This window comes from Clostridioides sp. ES-S-0054-01, from assembly GCA_021561035.1.
Taxonomy (GTDB): Bacteria; Bacillota; Clostridia; order Peptostreptococcales; family Peptostreptococcaceae; genus Clostridioides.
This window is the reverse complement of record CP067346.1, coordinates 3,131,103-3,148,789: the sequence shown is the minus strand read 5'-3', so window position 1 is coordinate 3,148,789 and position 17,687 is coordinate 3,131,103. Positions and strand designations below refer to the sequence as shown.

16 protein-coding genes and 1 pseudogene are annotated in these 17,687 nt (G+C 26.6%); 15 read left to right on the top strand and 2 right to left on the bottom strand.

All coding sequences use genetic code 11. The features are described 5' to 3' along the window. Window positions 1-2 precede the first annotated feature (2 nt). On the top strand, window positions 3-1,412 hold the full coding sequence (locus JJC02_14535) for a hypothetical protein (protein UDN54101.1): 1,410 nt from the start codon (window positions 3-5) through the stop codon (window positions 1,410-1,412). A 221-nt stretch (window positions 1,413-1,633) separates the two neighbouring features. Further along, window positions 1,634-2,131 carry a CarD family transcriptional regulator gene (locus tag JJC02_14530; GenBank protein UDN54100.1) on the top strand — a complete coding sequence of 166 codons (498 nt, stop codon included), beginning with the start codon at window positions 1,634-1,636 and terminating at the stop codon, window positions 2,129-2,131. Between the two features lie 330 nt (window positions 2,132-2,461). Here the strand turns inward: JJC02_14530 and JJC02_14525 are convergent, their stop codons facing one another. Both JJC02_14525 and JJC02_14520 read right to left on the bottom strand, forming a co-directional pair. Continuing rightward, window positions 2,462-3,343: a PhzF family phenazine biosynthesis protein gene (locus tag JJC02_14525; GenBank protein UDN54099.1), complete on the bottom strand. Its 882-nt coding sequence runs from the start codon at window positions 3,341-3,343 to the stop codon at window positions 2,462-2,464. After that, entirely contained in the window at window positions 3,330-4,082 is a 753-nt protein-coding gene (locus JJC02_14520) for a TrmB family transcriptional regulator (GenBank protein ID UDN54098.1), read from the bottom strand. Before JJC02_14520 ends, JJC02_14525 begins: the two co-directional genes overlap by 14 nt. Before the next feature lie 250 nt (window positions 4,083-4,332). Here JJC02_14520 and trxA point away from each other — a divergent pair, with 250 nt between their 5' ends. From trxA to JJC02_14455, 13 genes and pseudogenes are all read left to right on the top strand, one after another. Next, a complete protein-coding gene (trxA, locus tag JJC02_14515) occupies window positions 4,333-4,650 on the top strand; it encodes a thioredoxin (protein UDN54097.1) in 318 nt (105 codons plus the stop codon). Between the two features lie 264 nt (window positions 4,651-4,914). Then, a complete protein-coding gene (locus tag JJC02_14510) occupies window positions 4,915-5,799 on the top strand; it encodes an NAD(P)/FAD-dependent oxidoreductase (GenBank protein UDN54096.1) in 885 nt (294 codons plus the stop codon). Window positions 5,800-6,226: 427 nt separating this feature from the next. Beyond that, window positions 6,227-6,898 (top strand): response regulator transcription factor, encoded by a 672-nt coding sequence (locus tag JJC02_14505; protein UDN54095.1) that lies wholly within the window; start codon window positions 6,227-6,229, stop codon window positions 6,896-6,898. Beyond that, window positions 6,886-7,932 (top strand): HAMP domain-containing histidine kinase, encoded by a 1,047-nt coding sequence (locus JJC02_14500; protein UDN54094.1) that lies wholly within the window; start codon window positions 6,886-6,888, stop codon window positions 7,930-7,932. The genes JJC02_14505 and JJC02_14500 overlap by 13 nt, the downstream gene beginning before the upstream one ends. Window positions 7,933-7,994: 62 nt before the next feature. Further along, entirely contained in the window at window positions 7,995-9,353 is a 1,359-nt protein-coding gene (locus tag JJC02_14495; protein ID UDN54093.1) for an FtsX-like permease family protein, read from the top strand. A 10-nt stretch (window positions 9,354-9,363) separates the two neighbouring features. Then, window positions 9,364-10,050 carry an ATP-binding cassette domain-containing protein gene (locus JJC02_14490; GenBank protein UDN54092.1) on the top strand — a complete coding sequence of 229 codons (687 nt, stop codon included), beginning with the start codon at window positions 9,364-9,366 and terminating at the stop codon, window positions 10,048-10,050. Between the two features lie 740 nt (window positions 10,051-10,790). Then, the gene (locus JJC02_14485) at window positions 10,791-11,627 is read left to right on the top strand and encodes a PRD domain-containing protein (GenBank protein ID UDN54091.1); all 837 of its coding nucleotides are present in this window, start codon (window positions 10,791-10,793) and stop codon (window positions 11,625-11,627) included. A gap of 433 nt (window positions 11,628-12,060) precedes the next feature. Beyond that, the gene (locus tag JJC02_14480; protein UDN54090.1) at window positions 12,061-13,638 is read left to right on the top strand and encodes a PTS transporter subunit EIIC; all 1,578 of its coding nucleotides are present in this window, start codon (window positions 12,061-12,063) and stop codon (window positions 13,636-13,638) included. After that, window positions 13,631-14,812, top strand: coding sequence for a pyridoxal phosphate-dependent aminotransferase (locus JJC02_14475; protein ID UDN54089.1), 1,182 nt, complete (start codon window positions 13,631-13,633; stop codon window positions 14,810-14,812). Before JJC02_14480 ends, JJC02_14475 begins: the two co-directional genes overlap by 8 nt. Before the next feature lie 20 nt (window positions 14,813-14,832). Then, window positions 14,833-15,432, top strand: a complete 600-nt coding sequence (locus JJC02_14470) for an SIS domain-containing protein (protein ID UDN54088.1) — start codon at window positions 14,833-14,835, stop codon at window positions 15,430-15,432. A 24-nt stretch (window positions 15,433-15,456) separates the two neighbouring features. Next, window positions 15,457-15,927 (top strand): PTS glucose transporter subunit IIA, encoded by a 471-nt coding sequence (locus JJC02_14465; GenBank protein UDN54087.1) that lies wholly within the window; start codon window positions 15,457-15,459, stop codon window positions 15,925-15,927. Between the two features lie 347 nt (window positions 15,928-16,274). Then, window positions 16,275-17,021, top strand: a complete 747-nt coding sequence (locus JJC02_14460; GenBank protein UDN54086.1) for a DUF2087 domain-containing protein — start codon at window positions 16,275-16,277, stop codon at window positions 17,019-17,021. 59 nt (window positions 17,022-17,080) lie between these two features. Next, window positions 17,081-17,476: pseudogene (locus JJC02_14455) on the top strand (epoxyqueuosine reductase). Window positions 17,477-17,687 lie beyond the last annotated feature (211 nt).

The following is a 17,687-nucleotide window of genomic DNA, read 5'->3' as shown; positions in this document are numbered from 1 at the left end:
GTATGGAAAATTATTTTGATAAACAAGCAAAAGAGCTTTATAATAAAGCAAGTAAAATTATAAATACTCATTCTATGTTAAAGGCAAATCGTGCTAATGAGAAACTTGATATAGATATACCACAAGATTTTAAGTATGAGTTTTTTAGTCTTGTAGATAAAGTGAACTTAAGTCTCATGGAAGAAGAGGATAATTTTTATGGATATTTTTTATTTCAGATGTCAAGAGAAATAAGATTTGATATAAGCAGTCCTACAGGTGTAAATTTTAAAGGAGCTAGATATGTTATATATTTTAATCCAATAATCTTTTTAACACTTGATATAAAGCAAATGGAAACTACAATTAAACATGAAATTCATCATATATTATCTATGCATTTGATAAGAGCAAATGAGTTAAAAGGAAAGTATAGTACATTGGCTATTAATATGGCAATGGATATAGTAGTAAATAAATTCCTAAAAAATTTACCACCATATGCAACTACTTTAGAGCGGGTAAACTTAAAATATTCTTTAAAACTTGAACCATATGAACCCTTTGAATATTACGTAGAAAAGATTCAAACTGAATTAGATTTACTAGAAGAGGATGAAGATGGCGAAGAAGATGATAGTGATAAATACGGAGATGTAGAAACTGATTATAGCCCAGAAAAAACTCATGATATCTGGGATGAATCCAATGAGATAGACGAAAATACTCTTAGAGAATTTACTGAAAAATTTATTAATAGTTCTCAAAAAGGTAAAGTTCCTGCTTATTTAGAAAGTATGATATCATCACTTAAAAACAGCAAAGGTGAATTGCCATGGAATTTATATCTTAATAGAATAATGGGAACAGTTGAAAATAATAAAAAGAAGACTATAACAAGAAGAAATAGAAGACAACCAAGTCGTTTAGATTTGAGGGGTGAGCTTAGAAGTCATAAGGCAGAAATAGCAGTTGCACTTGATATAAGTGGAAGTATTAGTGGTGAAGAGTTTAAACAAGCGATTAAAGAAGTTCTTAGTATAGTGAAAAACTATAATCATGAAATTACAATTATAGAGTGTGATAATGAAATTAGACGTGTATATAAAGTGAGAACTGAAAAAGACGTAAAAGATAGAATTAGGATAGGTGGGGGAACTAGATTTTCTCCAGTCTTTGAGTATGCTAATAATAAAAAGGTTAATTTGTTGGTTTACTTTACTGATGGTAAGGGTGAAAATAAGCTACAAGTAGTACCTAGAGGCTATAAGATTTTATGGGTTGTTTCTGGAAGGGGAGATAAACTTTCACTAAAAGAGCCTTATGGGGCAGTTAAAAAACTTACTAAGGTTGAAGTAAAGAATGAAATGTTAGAGATAAATGATGTAAGAAATGATGGATATTCAATGAATAGCCAAGCACCAATTTTATAAGTATTCACAGGGGATAAACTATTTTAATTTATACTTGATATGCCTATTATGAAAACCTAAAAAATACATTAACCAATGGTTAATGTATTTTTTAATTTTAATAATGTAAGTTTTACTTACATTAAAGTCTCAAAATGTGTTAAAATATAATATATAGCAGATAGTTTTGGCAAGGTGAATTAAATTGTCAGGACTATTTTTTTATTAAGGATGGTGATGTTTTGTTTAAGATTGATGATTATATAATGTATGGTATGACAGGAGTCTGCAAAGTACTTGATATAACAAACGAACAGTTTACAAATGGAATAAAAAAAGATTATTATGTGTTGAGCCCTATTTATTCCAGTAATACAGTGATAAAAATTCCTGTAGATAATGAAAAAGTACCAATGAGAAAGTTACTTTCTAAAATTAATGTGCTTTCATTGATAAATGATATTCCTAATATGGATACATCATGGATAGATAATGAAAAAATAAGAAGTGAACAATTTAAAAAAATTCTCAGAAGTGGTAAATGTGAAGAGTTAATAAGATTAATAAGAAGTATATATCATAACAGGGAGTATGTAAAATCTATTGGTAAAAAAACACATCAAGCAGATGATAATATAATGAAAGAAGCTGAAAGATTATTAAATGAAGAATTTGCAACTATTTTAGATATTTCTCCTAATGAAGTTAGTTCATATATTTCAAGTCACATACCTCAATAAAGTATTTTATAGTATCCTTTATTTAATCTATTTTAGGTATTATGTATGTTGGTTTTGATAAAACTTATTTGACAAGACATTAAATAGACCTGTTGAGGATGATAAATAATCAGTAAATAATTATTCTGTTTTATAGATTAATCTATAAAAATAGTATTAGATTGATTTATAGTTGGTTAATAATAAAAATAAAGTTTTACTTTTAAGTACATTATTGTGATATATTATTATGATATGTATTGAAGTATATTTATTAAATAAAAAATATACAAATAAAAATACTAGCTTTAGTTAGCTAGTATTTTTATTTGTTTTAAATCAGATAGAAGATTAATACATAATTTCCCCAGTTAAGATGGTATAAGCACTTCCTCCAATTTTCACAGAAGTTATGTTATTGTTTTCTTTAGCTATATTTACATATACTTTTCCAGGTCTGTTTATAAAGTTACCTTCCTCACCAATAAAACTAGTTTTGTTTAAAATATTATGATGTACTATATAAGATGATACACAAGCATTTCCAGTTCCACATACAGGGTCTTCTGTAACTCCAACATATGGTGCTATAGATCTTAAATGATAGTCACATTTTTCATCTATAGTTTCTATACAAAATGGAGTTATACCGATTAGATTATTATCACCACTAAAGTTTTTGATTTTATTTAAATCTGGAGAGATATTTTTTAAATCATCTAAAGATTTTAATCCAAATACAAGCCACCAAAGTCCAGTATTTACCTTCATAATTGGATACTCAAGAAGTCTATTTTCATGTACACCTATCATTTGTGCAAGTTCTTTTCTGTAACTATCTAAATTTTCAAATTCAGGGGGATTCTGTTCCATCATAAATATATTTTCATTATTTATTTTTTTTAGTTCTACGGATAATACACCAGCTTTTGTTTCTTGATAAAATATACTCTTACTGGTATCAAGTTTTCCTTCTTCCAAAAGTGCATGGAAAGTCCCTATTGTCGCATGACCACATAAATCAACTTCTAAGCCCGGTGTGAAGAATTGTACTTTAAAATCTGCAATGTTTGACTCTGAAACGAATGCAGTTTCTGATAAGTTCATTTCTTTAGCTACACTCTGCTTGATTTCATCAGAAACAGTAGATGCATCAGTAACGACGCCAGCAGGATTTCCACCAAAAGGTATAGTTGTAAAAGCATCAACCTGTTTAATCTTAATTTTGTTCATTTTTATAGCCTCCTTTTATTTTTTCTGAAATATAAATTTCATGTTTTATGTATTGAGTTCCAATATATAAAATATTAGAGTTTTTTGTCCAAATTGAAATAGATTCACTGCTTTCAGATAAGTTTCCTGTCAATATTTCATTATTATCTACAATTAAAATAATTCCTTTGTAAAGTATTTTATTTTCAAGTGTAGTTTTATTGCCTCCATGAATGTGAACATTACCAAGACCTTCTAGACTTTTATTTTCTAAAAGTAGTATTTCAATGTTAATATTTTTTTTAGAAGCAATTAAAAGGTCTTTTTTTAGTTCAAGAACTTCTTCATAAGGAGAAGAAATTATAATTTCTTGTTTTGCACTATTTATCATTTCTATTGCTTTTTTTAAGATATTTTTATATCCTTTTATGTTTAAAACGTATTCTATGCTTTTACCTTTATTTAGTATCTGTAAGTTGTTCTTTAGATTGGCTATAGAATTATTAAATTCTTCCTTCTTATTTTTTAATAACTCATTAGGGTTTATAGGTACATATTTAATAGGGTCAGTTCCAACATTGACAATTATATTATTGTTTAATAGTTTTGTTATATTTTCGTAGACTTTTGATTGTGGAACACCTGATAATTTACTTATTTCATATCCTGTTAGAGGATTTTCCTTTAATAATGATATGTATATTTGAGATTCGTATTTAGTAAATCCTATATTTTGTAATTCAGTAACTATATTATCCATAGATAAACTCCTTTTAAAAATATTAGTAACTACCTATGTAGTTATTAATTTAATTTTATAATTTAGATAAGAGAATGTCAACTATATTAAGTATAAAATAAAAATATATTAGAAATATTTGACCTTATAAATACATTTATCATAATACTAAGTCTACTAAAAACAGGTGGTTACAAAAAAGTGTCTAATTGAACTGTTACATAGGTCGTAGTATATTAATATCAAGAAAACAATAAAGGAGATATATATTATGGCAAAAATAATAAATAAAAATGAATTTATAAACGAAGTAGAAAATAAAGAAGGATTAGTAGTTGTAGATTTTTTTGCAACTTGGTGTGGACCTTGTAAGATGTTATCACCAATATATGAAGCTTTAGGAAATGAGATGGCTGAAAAAGCAAGCTTTTTAAAGGTGGATATTGACCAGAGTATAGAACTAACTCAACAGTTTGAAGTGTCTACAGTACCAACTGTAATAATATTTAAAGATGGAAAACCTGTAGATAGATTAATAGGTTTTATACCTAAAGATAATTTGAAAGACAAAGTTGAATCATATATGTAATTAAAATAAATTATATGTACAAACAGGGGGTGTCTCAAAATGAACTTTTTGGTTCATGAGGTACTCTTTTTTGTATGAAATCAAATATATTTTCATCATTTCAACAATGAAAAAGAGGCTTATCTCTGTTTTGAGACAGCACCTTGTTTATAGTATAAATGTTTTATGTAGTTACAAATAAGTACCTAATTGCTAATGATATTGACTGTTGATATATTATTTATATAAAAGAAAAAGGAAAGGTTATAAAAAATAGGTGAGATTATGAGATACGATATTGCAATAATAGGAAGTGGTCCCGCAGGACTTGCAGCTGCTATAAATGCTAAAATTAGAAACAAAAATATAATTTTATTTGGAACTGAAGAGATAAGTCAAAAACTTATAAAAGCTCCTTCTATAGAAAATTATCTAGGAATTGGTAACATAAGTGGTTTAGAACTTAAAGATAAATTTAAAAAACATATAGATGAGATGGGAATAAAAATAACCCCAAAAAGAATCAATAATGTATATAGTATGGGTGAATATTTTACATTAGTTTCTGGAAATGATACATATGAATCAACTACAGTTGTATTAGCTACAGGTATTGAATATGGAAAAATGATAAAGGGAGAAGAAGAATATCTTGGAAAAGGAGTAGGATATTGTGCAACATGTGATGCTATGTTGTACAGAAATAAAAAAGTAGCTATAATAGGATATAATCATGAAGCAGAAGAAGAAGCAAATTTTTTAAGTGAAATAGCAAGTAGTGTATACTATATACCTATGTATAAATTAGAAAATAAAATCAATAGTAGTATAAATGTAATAAATGATAAACCTTTAGAAATACAAGGTGAAAAACTAGTGAATAAATTAGTATTGAGAGAAAATGAGCTAGATATAGATGGTATCTTCATTATAAAAGATAGTGTATCACCGAAATATATGGTTCCAGGATTAGAAATAGAAGATTCTCATATAAAATCAGATAAGAATATGAATACAAATATCGAGGGTTTATATGTAGCAGGAGATTGTGCTGGTAAACCATATCAATATTTAAAATCAGCAGGTCAGGGTCAGACAGCTGTATCTAGTGCAATTTCTTATCTAGATAAGCAAAAGATAAAAAAGTCTATGCTTGTTGATGCTTATTAGTTAAAAGTAAATTATTAGTGATACTAGTTTTAAATTTATAAAAAATAAAATTATGGAATTTTTATATCCATCATCAATAATTATAAATTGTTATTTATGGTGGATATAATATTGAAATATATTTAAAATTAATAAAGATTACAGGTATTATTTTTTTAATACATCCTCTCAACATTAATAAATGTTATTTCAAAATAAAGATTTAATATAAAAAGGTGAATTCTATTAGATGGATTCATCTTTTTGTATTGTGGAGAATATTAAAAGATTGAATTAGCTCAACTTAAATTTGACAAGTATAAGTATTTAGATAATAATAATGCTATGTTTTGTTTAAAATATAAATAATTATTAAGTGAAGTTAACATTCAATAAACATTCATTATATATAATATGTAAATTGATATTTTATTTAGGAGATGATTATGTGAGAGTATTAATAATAGAGGATAATAAGGAACTTTCTTATAATATAAAGTCAGGTTTGGAAAATGAAGGATTGGTAGCAGATATAGCAAATTGTGGATTAGATGGAGAAGAAAAAGCATTTATAAATGACTATGATGTTATATTATTAGATTTAAACTTGCCAGATAAAGATGGAATAGAGATATTAGAATTTTTTAGAAGTAATAATCTAAATACGCCCATAATAATTGTAACAGCAAGAGATGGGGTAAACGAATTGGCAAAAGGTCTGGATTTAGGAGCTGATGATTATATAGTAAAACCATTTCAGATTATAGAATTAAGAGCGAGGATACAAGCAGTTATAAGAAGATTTTATGGTAGGACAAACCCAGATATAAAAGCAGGTCCTATTACAATAAATCCAGCATCTAGAAAAGTATATGTATATGGTGAAGAAGTAAAGTTAGGCACCAAAGAGTTTGATATAGCAGAATATCTTGCAAGTAGATATCCAGATATTGTATCAGGTGTGGATATATCAGAACACGTCTATGATGAATATTTTGACCCTTTATCATCTGTATTAAGAGTACATATAGCTAGATTAAAAAAGAAATTAAAAGAAGTTGCAGGTAAAGATATAATAATAACTACTAGAGGGATAGGATATTCTATATGCAAGGATTAAAGGATAAAAAAACTATTGTGTTAATTTTATATTCTGTTATAGTTTTTATAATTTTTACAGTAGGTCTAAAATATATTATAAACATATCAGATATAGATAATAACTTAATTTCTAGAGATTTAACTTCATCTAATAGCGAAATGACCTTAAACAATTCTTATGTCTTAGATAAAGTGGAAATGAGTAATTATAATCTTATACTTAAGAATAATTTTAATGTTGTAATAATACTATTTTTTGCCTTTATAGTAACATCTAACTTTATACTTTTATCAATACTAAATCGATTGGATTTTAAAGCAAGAATAGAAATATTAAATAATATAAATAACATTGAAGATGAGAATGAAATATTGACTATAGACCCTATTATGTCTAGAGTATATAAAAATTTAAAAAATAAATTTGATTCTCATATTGAGGATTATAAAAGATTGAATTCATATTTATCACATGAACAAAAGAATGCAATATCTACACTTAGAACGAGTCTAGAACTTAATGGAAATGAGGAATTATTAAATACTCTTGATAAGGTTTCAAATAGCGTAGAAGATGTACTTGCAATAAGTGATATAAAAAATAATGAGGATATGTATGAGGTAGATATAGCTTTAATATGTGCACAAGTGTGTGATAATTATTCTACAGTGTATAGTAATTTGAAATTTGATTTTGAAGAAGATGAAAATATGAGTATCTATGGAAAAGAAAAGTGGATTTATAGAGGAGTATCCAATCTTTTAGATAATGCAATAAAATATGGTGAAGGTAAGGATATATATGTAAATGTAAAAAATCAAAAGGGAAGTGTCATTGTATCAGTAAAAGACAATGGAATTGGAATGAAACAGCATTATATAGATAAAATATTTTATGATAGGTATAGAATAAATGAATTAAATAAAGATGGTTATGGTATAGGTCTTAGTTTAGTAAAACATGTATGTAATTTATGTAATGGTTTTATATGGGTTGAAAGTGAAGAAAATAAAGGTTCAACATTTTATTTAGTGTTTAAAGAATATAAGTAACAATTAATAAAGATTATAATAATATTGCTAACATAGTATTAATTGATAAGAGGAGATATAAAGTGTATATTTTGAATAATGCAATCAAAAACTTGATTAGAAATAAAGTTAATAGTTTATTTAGAGTAGTTATTATATTATTAATGGTTTTATCAATAGCTGTTTCCTCGATAATAAATTTAAGTGTATCCATTATAAGTCAAAAATATGAGAAAAAACTTGAGTCAGAGGTCAGTATTAAATTTGATGAAAAAAAAATTGTTCAAAATGATTTAATAGAACCTTTGATAGGATATAATGCTTTAAATTTAGATGACTATCTAAACTTTTCAAAATCAAAATATGTAAAGAAAATGTCACTTATAGGAAACATTGTGTTATACATTGATAACGATAAATATGTATCTAGTAATAATAAAAACCTTATGTATAATAATATAGCTATAAATTGTGCAGTTATGGGATTTACAGATAAAAATAAAAGTCTTAAATATTATAATTTAGATATAAGCAAAGGAAGCGTATTTCAAAAAGACAATGAATGTATAGTAAGTGAAGATTTTCTAGGGGTTAATAAGCTTAAGGTTGGGGATACAATATCTTTATTAAGTGATTATGATACTAATGTGAAGTTAAATTTAAAAATAGTAGGTGTATATAAGAAAAAAGATAGCAGTAAAGTAGAAAATGCTCAAGACATAGATATATACAACAATATATTAACCTCATATAATACTTTAGTAATGTTTGAAAAAAAGATTAAACCAGAAAGTAAGATGATTTATACAAGTGCTAGTTTTTTACTTAGAGATTCTAATAGTAGAAAGGCTTTTGAGAAAGAACTAAGAAATAAAGGGCTAAGTGATGTATATAAAGTTACTATAGATGAGTTATCATATTATAAATTAATAACACCAATAAAACATTTGTCTGGTGTAGCCTTTACGTCTACTCTTGTGATACTAGTGTTAGGTGTAATATTATTGATTATAAGTTCCACAATATCAATAAGAAAAATAAAATATGATATAGGTGTGTTGATACTAATTGGAATGTCTAAATTTAAGATAATTAGAAGCTTTATTTATGAAAGTATTATAATAATTTTGATATGTATTGTACTTGGATTAGGAATTGCAAGTATATTAGAAAAAGCAATATCAAATTATGTTTTTGAATATCAATATAAATACAATGTAACATATAATGACTCTTTGTTTAATCAAGGGGAATATAAAGATATAAGTATAAATGACTTCAACACCAAACAAGAGATGAAAAACTTAAAAGATAAATCAACTTTAAATTTTATGTTTAAGATAATATTTATAGCAATGATATTAATATTACTGACTAGTACAGTATCTATATATAGTACAATTATGTTTCAGCCAATACAAATAATTTATGATAGAAATTAGGTGAGGTATATTGTCAATACTTAAATTAATTGATATTAATTATAAATATGAGGGTAGTAGTAATTTTGTATTAAAAGATGTGAGTGTAGAATTTGAAACTGGAAAAATGTATGTTATTATAGGAAAAACCAGAGCAGGAAAGAGTACTTTGTTGTCTATAATATCAGGGATTGATGATTGCACTAGTGGAAGTATTATGTATAAGGGTGAAGATTTAAAAAGAATAAATAAAAATATTTATAGAAGCAAGTATGTAGGGGCAATATTTAAAGATTATAACTTGTTAAATGATGCTACTGTTTTAGATAATATTATTCTAACTATGCTGATTGGTGGAAACAGAGAAAAGAATAAAAATGAAATTGTATATAGAATTCTGCAAAAAGTAGGAATTGATAAAGATAAAGCAAATTGTAAAGTGAAAGATTTGTCTAACTATGATAATAAGAGAGTCTGCATTGCTAGGGCATTATCTAATAATCCTGACTTAATAATTTGTGATGATATTATAGAAAATACTGATGATAAAAGTGAAAAAAGTTTGGTAGATATATTTTACAAATTAGCATCTAAAGATAATAAATGTGTGATAATAACTACAACTTTGGATAAAATTGCTTTACGTGGTGATGAGTTATGGGGAATAAATAATGGTAAATTGATGTTTATAAAAAGTATAGGAAATTTAAGATACTAAATTACACGAAAATGAGCTACAGTTGGGGGAAACTGTAACTCATTCTATTTTGGGGGAGATAGGTTGAACTTATTGGTTATCCGTATCATATTTTTAGTATGGTCACTTATTTAAATTTATATACATTTTTTTATAAATTTTACATAAAATGTTAAATACTAATTGAAATTAAAGATAACTATGACTAGCAAACTTCTAAAAATAGTGAAGATATAACTAAATAAAAATAGTTAAAATGTACTGTACATAATTAGAAGAAGGATTTTCTAAGTTATTATAAATATATAAGTATAATGACTTAACAAAAAATATAAATATTATTATAAAATATATTATAAAAATTGTGGTTTAATTTATATAAATTTAAATTTATATTAGTTAATATATATATTTGATAAAAGATTAGCAATATACTATAATCTGAATTTCAATACATATATGTATAATTTAAGTTGAAACACTTGAAAATACTGGAAAATAATTTGAAATTAGTTTTAGAATATAAAATGTCGATTAATTTTAATTAATTGAATATACAAAAGAAATATTTGAATATATTTAAATAAAAAAACGATAAAATATTACAATTTGATTGAGAATAATTAAAATATTTTGTTATTGTAGTATTATAGTGTAAAATGCAAAATATATTCGAAAATAAAACTTTAAATATTGACATTAAATTAAATATAATATACTATGTAAGTGTGATGAGAGATTTTTTTTAGAGGGGATTTATAGTGAATATAAAAAAAATATTTAATAACAATGTCGTAGTAAGCTCCCTAGAAGATGGCACAGAAATAATTGTTACTGGTGCTGGGGTTGGATTCAAGAAAAAAGTAGGAGATTTGATAGATGAAAATTTGATTTCTAAGAAATATTTTGTTCAAGATAATCAAAAAGACAAATACAATCAAATACTTAATAAGACCTCTATTGAATACTTTAAAATTTCAGAAGAAATTATAGAAAAGGCTAATGAAGTTTTAAATACTCAAGTGAATGATTCAATAATATTAGCCTTAACTAGTCACATAGAATTCGCTGTCCAAAGAGAAAAACAAGGTATAAAATTACCAAACTTAATCTTGAATGAGACAAAACAACTTTATAGAGAAGAATTTGAATTTGGATTATGGGCAATTAATGAAATTGAAAAAAAGATAGGAATAAAATTGCCTGAAGATGAAGCAGGATATATTGCCATTCATGTAATCAATGGCTTGGAAAGTTCTCAAAAAGATGAAGGTATTAATATACTTGAGTTTTCAAAACAAGTTATTCAGATAATTGAAGAAGTACATGGGTTTAAATTAGATGTAAATTCACTAAATTACACTAGACTTATAACTCACTTAAAGTTTTTTGTTCAAAGGATTTTAAGAAAAGAAACTTATAAAGATAGTGATATTGAAGATATGTACAAGTTGGTGAATAAAAATTATAATAAACCTAAAATATGTACTGAGGAAATTGCAGCATTGGTATTAGACAGGTTTGAATATAAAATTAGTAAAGAAGAAGAATTATATCTAATGATTCACATAAATAAAATAACAAACAGTGGTTGTTAGGATTGTAACTGATAAGCAGGCAAAACCTAAGTCATTGAACTTAACTATTAGATTAAGTTTTTTGATTTAGGCTTTTTTATTAAATACAGACAGTGACTTTTAGGATTGTAACTGGTTAAGCAGGCAAAACCTAAATCATTGAATTTAACTATTAGGTTAAGTTTTTTGATTTAGGTTTTTTTATTAAATACAAGCAGTGACTTTTAGGATTGTAACTGGTTAAGCAGGCAAAACCTAAATCATTGAATTTAACTATTAAGTTAAGTTTTTTGATTTAGGTTTTTTTATTAAATATAGACAGTAACTTTTAGGATTGTAACTGGTTGAGCAGGCAAAACCTAAATCATTTAACTTAATTATTAATTGAGTTTTTTGATTTAGGTTTTTCTATAAATTTGATTATGTTTTTAGATAAAAATAGGAGGGTAAAATTATGAAAAAAAATAAGTTAGGTTTATGGAACTTCTTCCAAATGTTAGGAAAAACGTTTATGTTCCCAATAGCACTACTTAGTGTTTCAGGGATGATGTTAGGGCTTGGTGCAGGTTTTACAGACCCTAAGATGATTGCCATGGTGCCGTTTTTAGGAAATGAATATGTTAACTTAGTTTTAAACTTCATGCTGACAATAGGATTATTTGCATTTAATAATTTGGGAGCATTATTTGCAATGGCGATTCCATTAGGATTATTAAAAAAAGAAAAAGAGTTTGGAGCCTTTTCAGGTTTAGTAGGATTTATAGCAATGCATATAGGTACAAATTTTTATTTAACAAGAGCTGACTTATTAGTACCAGTAGACCAAATGTCAACTAATGGTCAAGCTATGATTATGGGGATACAAACATACAATACAAGTGTTTTAGGTGGTATTGTAGCAGGTCTAATTGTTTATGCAATATATGATAAAGTTAGTAATTTAAAAATGCCAGAATCATTAGGATTCTACAGTGGTCCAAGACTAGTTCCAATTGTTAGTTTAATAGTTATGAGTATTGTTGGATTATTAATACCTATTGTTTGGCCACCATTTTTCAATGCATTCCAAAATTTAGGAAAATGGATTTCTTCAGCAGGACCATTGGGATATTTCTCATATGCAGTAGCAGAAAGAGTTACAATTCCATTTGGATTAAATCATCTTGTAACATCTGTATTCCGTTTTACACCAATAGGTGGAACTGCTGTTATTGATGGAGAAACATACTTTGGTACATTGAATATGTTTATGGCATATGTAGAGAATAATCAGATTATACCTCTTGATTTAGCTGGTAAAATGGAACAAGGTAAACTAATGATTCAATATGGATTAGCTGGTGCTGCACTAGCTATATATTGTACAGCAAAACCAGAAAATAGGAAAGCACTTAAAGGGCTTTTAATATCAGGAGTGTTGACAGTTATTATAGGTGGTATAAGTGAGCCAATAGAATTCTTATTCTTATTTATCTCACCAGCACTATTTGCCTTCCATACATTTATGAATGGTTTAGCAAACATGGTACTTCCATATTTGGGTGTATTAATGGGATTTACAGGAGATTTAATTGCTTTTATAAGTTTTGGTGTGTTAAGAGGTACAGCTACAGGATGGCCAATAGCAGTATTAGTAGCAGCTTTATACTTTGCAATATACTATTTTGTATTTAAGTGGGCAATTATTAAGTTTAATATAAAGACGCCAGGACGTGAGGATAAAGAAATAAAAGTATCTGAGGGAAATGGTTCAGATTTTAAAAATCTATCTACATATAAAGGACAGCAAATGATAGCTGCTTTAGGTGGACAATCTAATATATTATCACTAGATAATTGTGTAACGAGACTACGTTTAAAATTACAAGATGTATCACTAATAAATGAGGATGCAATTAAAGAAGCTGGTGGTATAGCAGTTGTTAAATTGGATGAACACACAATACAAGTAATTATAGGAACTCAAGTGTATTCTTTGAGAAAGCAGATGGATAAAGCTATGGAAGGTCATTTGGAGGCATGTAATGATTAACTTTGATAAAAAAATAGACCGATTGGGTACATATTGTACCCAATGGGATTATGTAGAAGATAGATTTGGAAAAAAGGGGTTACTTCCTTTTACAATATCAGATATGGACTTAGAGTTTCCACATGAAATAACAGAAGTCTTACAAGAAAGATTAAATCATAGAGTTTTGGGATATAGTAGATGGAAACATGATGATTTTAGAAATTCAGTTACGAATTGGTACATTAAAAGATTTAATTGTAGTATTGATAGTAATTGGATATATTACAGTCCTAGTGTAATGTACTCAATTAGTAAACTTGTTGAGATATTTAGTGATGAAGGAGATGGAATCCTGATAAATACTCCTGCATATAATGCTTTTTATGATGTTATATCAAATAATAATCGTAATATTATAAAATCGCCTCTTGTAAATGAAGATGGATTCTATTTGATTGATTTTGAGGATTTTGAGAAAAAATGCAAAGAGTCTAAGATATTTATTTTATGTAATCCCCATAATCCAACTGGAAGAGTGTGGAGTGAGTTAGAGCTCGCTAAGATGATAGGTATTTGTAAGGACAATAATGTAAAGATAATATCAGATGATATACATATGGATATTGTATATGATAAGAGAATGACTCCTATTTTAAAGGTTGCAGATAGTTATTTAGATTCTATATTCATCTGTACATCGGCATCTAAGTCTTTTAATATACCAGCATTGACTGGCTCGTATGTGATTATACCAAATGAAATTATTAGAAATCAATTTGAAAATATCACTAGATACCGTGACTTTGTAAATTCACCCGCAATACTAGCAATTCTAGCAACAATGGTTTGTTATAATGATTGTGAATATTGGTTGGATGAGCTATTAAAATATCTTAAAGAGAACCTTGAATATACAATTAATTATATAAAAGATAGTTTAGAACCATTAAGGTTGATTATGCCAGAAGGTTGTTACTTTGCTTGGATAGATTTTTCTGAACTTAAGATAAGTAGTGAGAAATTCCAAAAATTATTGATGAATATTGGAGAAATTGCTATTATGTCGGGAAATGTATATGGCGGGGAAAGTGAGTTTTATTTAAGATTAAATGTAGCATGTTCAAGAGAAAAACTTGAAGATGGTTTAAATAGAATAAAAAAAACTATAGATTATATTGAAAAAAATATTTAATAATAGAAAGGAAGATAGTTATGAGCTATTTAAAAACAATGGTTGATGTTATGACTACTGAAATGAATGCCATAAAGTGTTTAATAGATGAAGTAGGTATTGAATATGAAAGTATAGTTAATGAAATTGCCAAGTGTGAAGGTAAAGTAATTTTTATGGGTGTAGGTAAATCTGCACATATAGGCAAGAAATTGGCAGCTACATTTGCTAGTACTGGGACACCAAGTTTTTTTGTACATGCAACAGAGGCAGTACATGGAGATTTGGGAATGATTGAAAGTAAAGATATTACAATTTTAATCTCAAATAGTGGAAATTCTATGGAAGTAGTAAATTGTATAAGGTATGTTAAAGCAATAGGTTCTAAAACAATTGCATTTACTTCAAATAGAAATTCAGTATTGGCAAAAGAGTGTGATTATGCTTTAATATACCCTGCAAAGGATGAAGCAGACCACTTAAATTTAGCACCAACAACATCATCTACGATTACTTTGGTTTTAGGAGATTCTATTGCATGTGCATTATCTAAGAATAGTAACTTTGATTCAGGTGATTTTTATAAATATCATCCAGGAGGAAGTCTAGGTGAGAAGCTAAAAACAGCTAATAATGGTTAAAAGTAAAAAAGGAGAGTATATTTTATGTTCAAAATGTTTAAAAAAAAATCAATAAAATCACCCATATCAGGAAAAGTAATAGAGTTATCTAAGATACCAGATGCTGTGTTTTCTCAAAAACTTATGGGAGAGGGTGTAGCTATAGATTCTACAGGAGATATTTTCTATGCTCCAATCAATGGAAAGATAGCAGTGATAGCAGAGACTAAACATGCATTTGTAATAGAATTAGAAAATGGAATGGAGCTTCTTATTCATGTTGGTTTAGATACTGTAAATTTAAAAGGTGAAGGTTTTGAGGCATTGGTAAGTGTGGGAGAACAAGTGAAAGAAGGAACACCAATATTAAAAATTGACCGTTCTTTGATTGAATCAAAGGGTATATCACTTATTACTCCAGTTACAATAACTAATCATTCAGAGTACAATATGAATACATATAATGTAGGAAATAGTGTTGAAGGTGGGAAGGATACTGTAATTGAGTTTAAATAAAGAACTAAAATACAAGATTAATATTTATAAATTTATGTTTTATAAGATTGATTGTATAGATTTGTTGTATAAAAAAGAATTCTTTAATTATAAATTAAGGAGTTCTTTTTATTTTGTAAATATTGGTTAGATTTATATAGAAAAACACTTAATAGTAAATAGAATAAATAAGTATTCGTATAGCTAAAAATTTAAATAGTTTTGTTTAAATATATTTTTGTATTTTGTAATTTCAAATTAATAAATAATTAGATTTTATAAACAAAAATTAAAAATGTTGACTATATTAATAAACTTTAATATAATATATTTATGAAAAATGTAAATTATGAAATGGAGGTGCTGACATGAAAATTGAAAATCTTTCTATCGATGATATTAAACGAGGCTATATATTTAATCATGATTTAAATTGTTATAGTTGTATTAAATGTACAAAAACATATGAAGTAGGAGAAATATATAAAATAGGTAATAGATTCTTTGAAGCTTCAAAAGCTATTGAACTTCATATGGAATTAGAACATAGTGATTATTTAGAGCAATTACTTAATAGTGATTCAAAGTACAACACACTGACTGAAAATCAAAAACAATTATTTCAATTATTTATTAGTGATTTACCAGATAAGGAAATCGCAAAAAAGGTTGGAGTGTCCACCTCTACTATACGTCATCAAAAATTTATGTTCAGAGAAAAAGCAAAACAAGCTAAGTTATATTTAGCACTATATGAATCTGTATTTGAAGATAAATCTAATAAAGGTAGCACTATAATACCAATCCATGAACATGCTAGAATGGTAGATGAAAGATATGTAGTAACTGAAGAAGAGAGAAAACACATTTTAGATACATCATTTGAAAGTATGAATCCTTTAAAATTAAAAGTATTTTCTTCAAAAGAAAAGAAAAAGGTCGTAATTTTATCTAAGATTTTGGAACAATTTGAGCGTGGGAAGCAATATTCAGAAAAGGAAGTTAATCAGATTTTAGAATCTATATATGGTGATTTTGCAACAATTAGAAGATATTTAATTGAATATGGTTTTATGAGTAGAAATAAAGAATGTACAAAGTATTGGTTAACGTAATTAGAATAGTAAATTCTACTAATATATAATATTATTTTTATCTATGGGAGGAGTCAAATATGAATGATGAATTAAAATCTATTTTATACAGTAAAGGTGTAGATATTGTTCGTTTTGTTGATATATCTGAATTTCCAACAAGTCAAACACAAGGTTTCTCTAAAGCAATTTTATTTTGTATAGGGTTATCGAAAAAATTTATTACAGATATATACAATAACTTACCTACAGATAGTGATGAGTTCTTGGAAAAAGAGGAAAAAGTAGAAGAGTTAGCTGATTGGATTTCAAAATATATTCAAAGTAAAGGATATAGAGCATATTCTCAATCAGAGAAAAATAATCTAGAACATGGATATTTTGAAAAAGCTTATATTAATCCAGAAATGCAATCAGGGATTAGCCCTTTACCACATAAGACAATAGCAAATATTAGTGGTATTGGATTTATGGGTGATTATTACGGAATATGATTAGTGATAATATGTTGTAGGTTATGATTTATTGTAACTAAGAGTATTATAGAAATTCATGTAGTACCTAAGAACCCCGTGCCTTTAGGCGTGGGAGTTTCAGGAACCTATAAGTGGTTCATGGTTTGACCCAGTTAGACCTTAAGATAATTTGTTAAGGAGTTGGTATTATTATCTGCCCATTTTGTAAGTC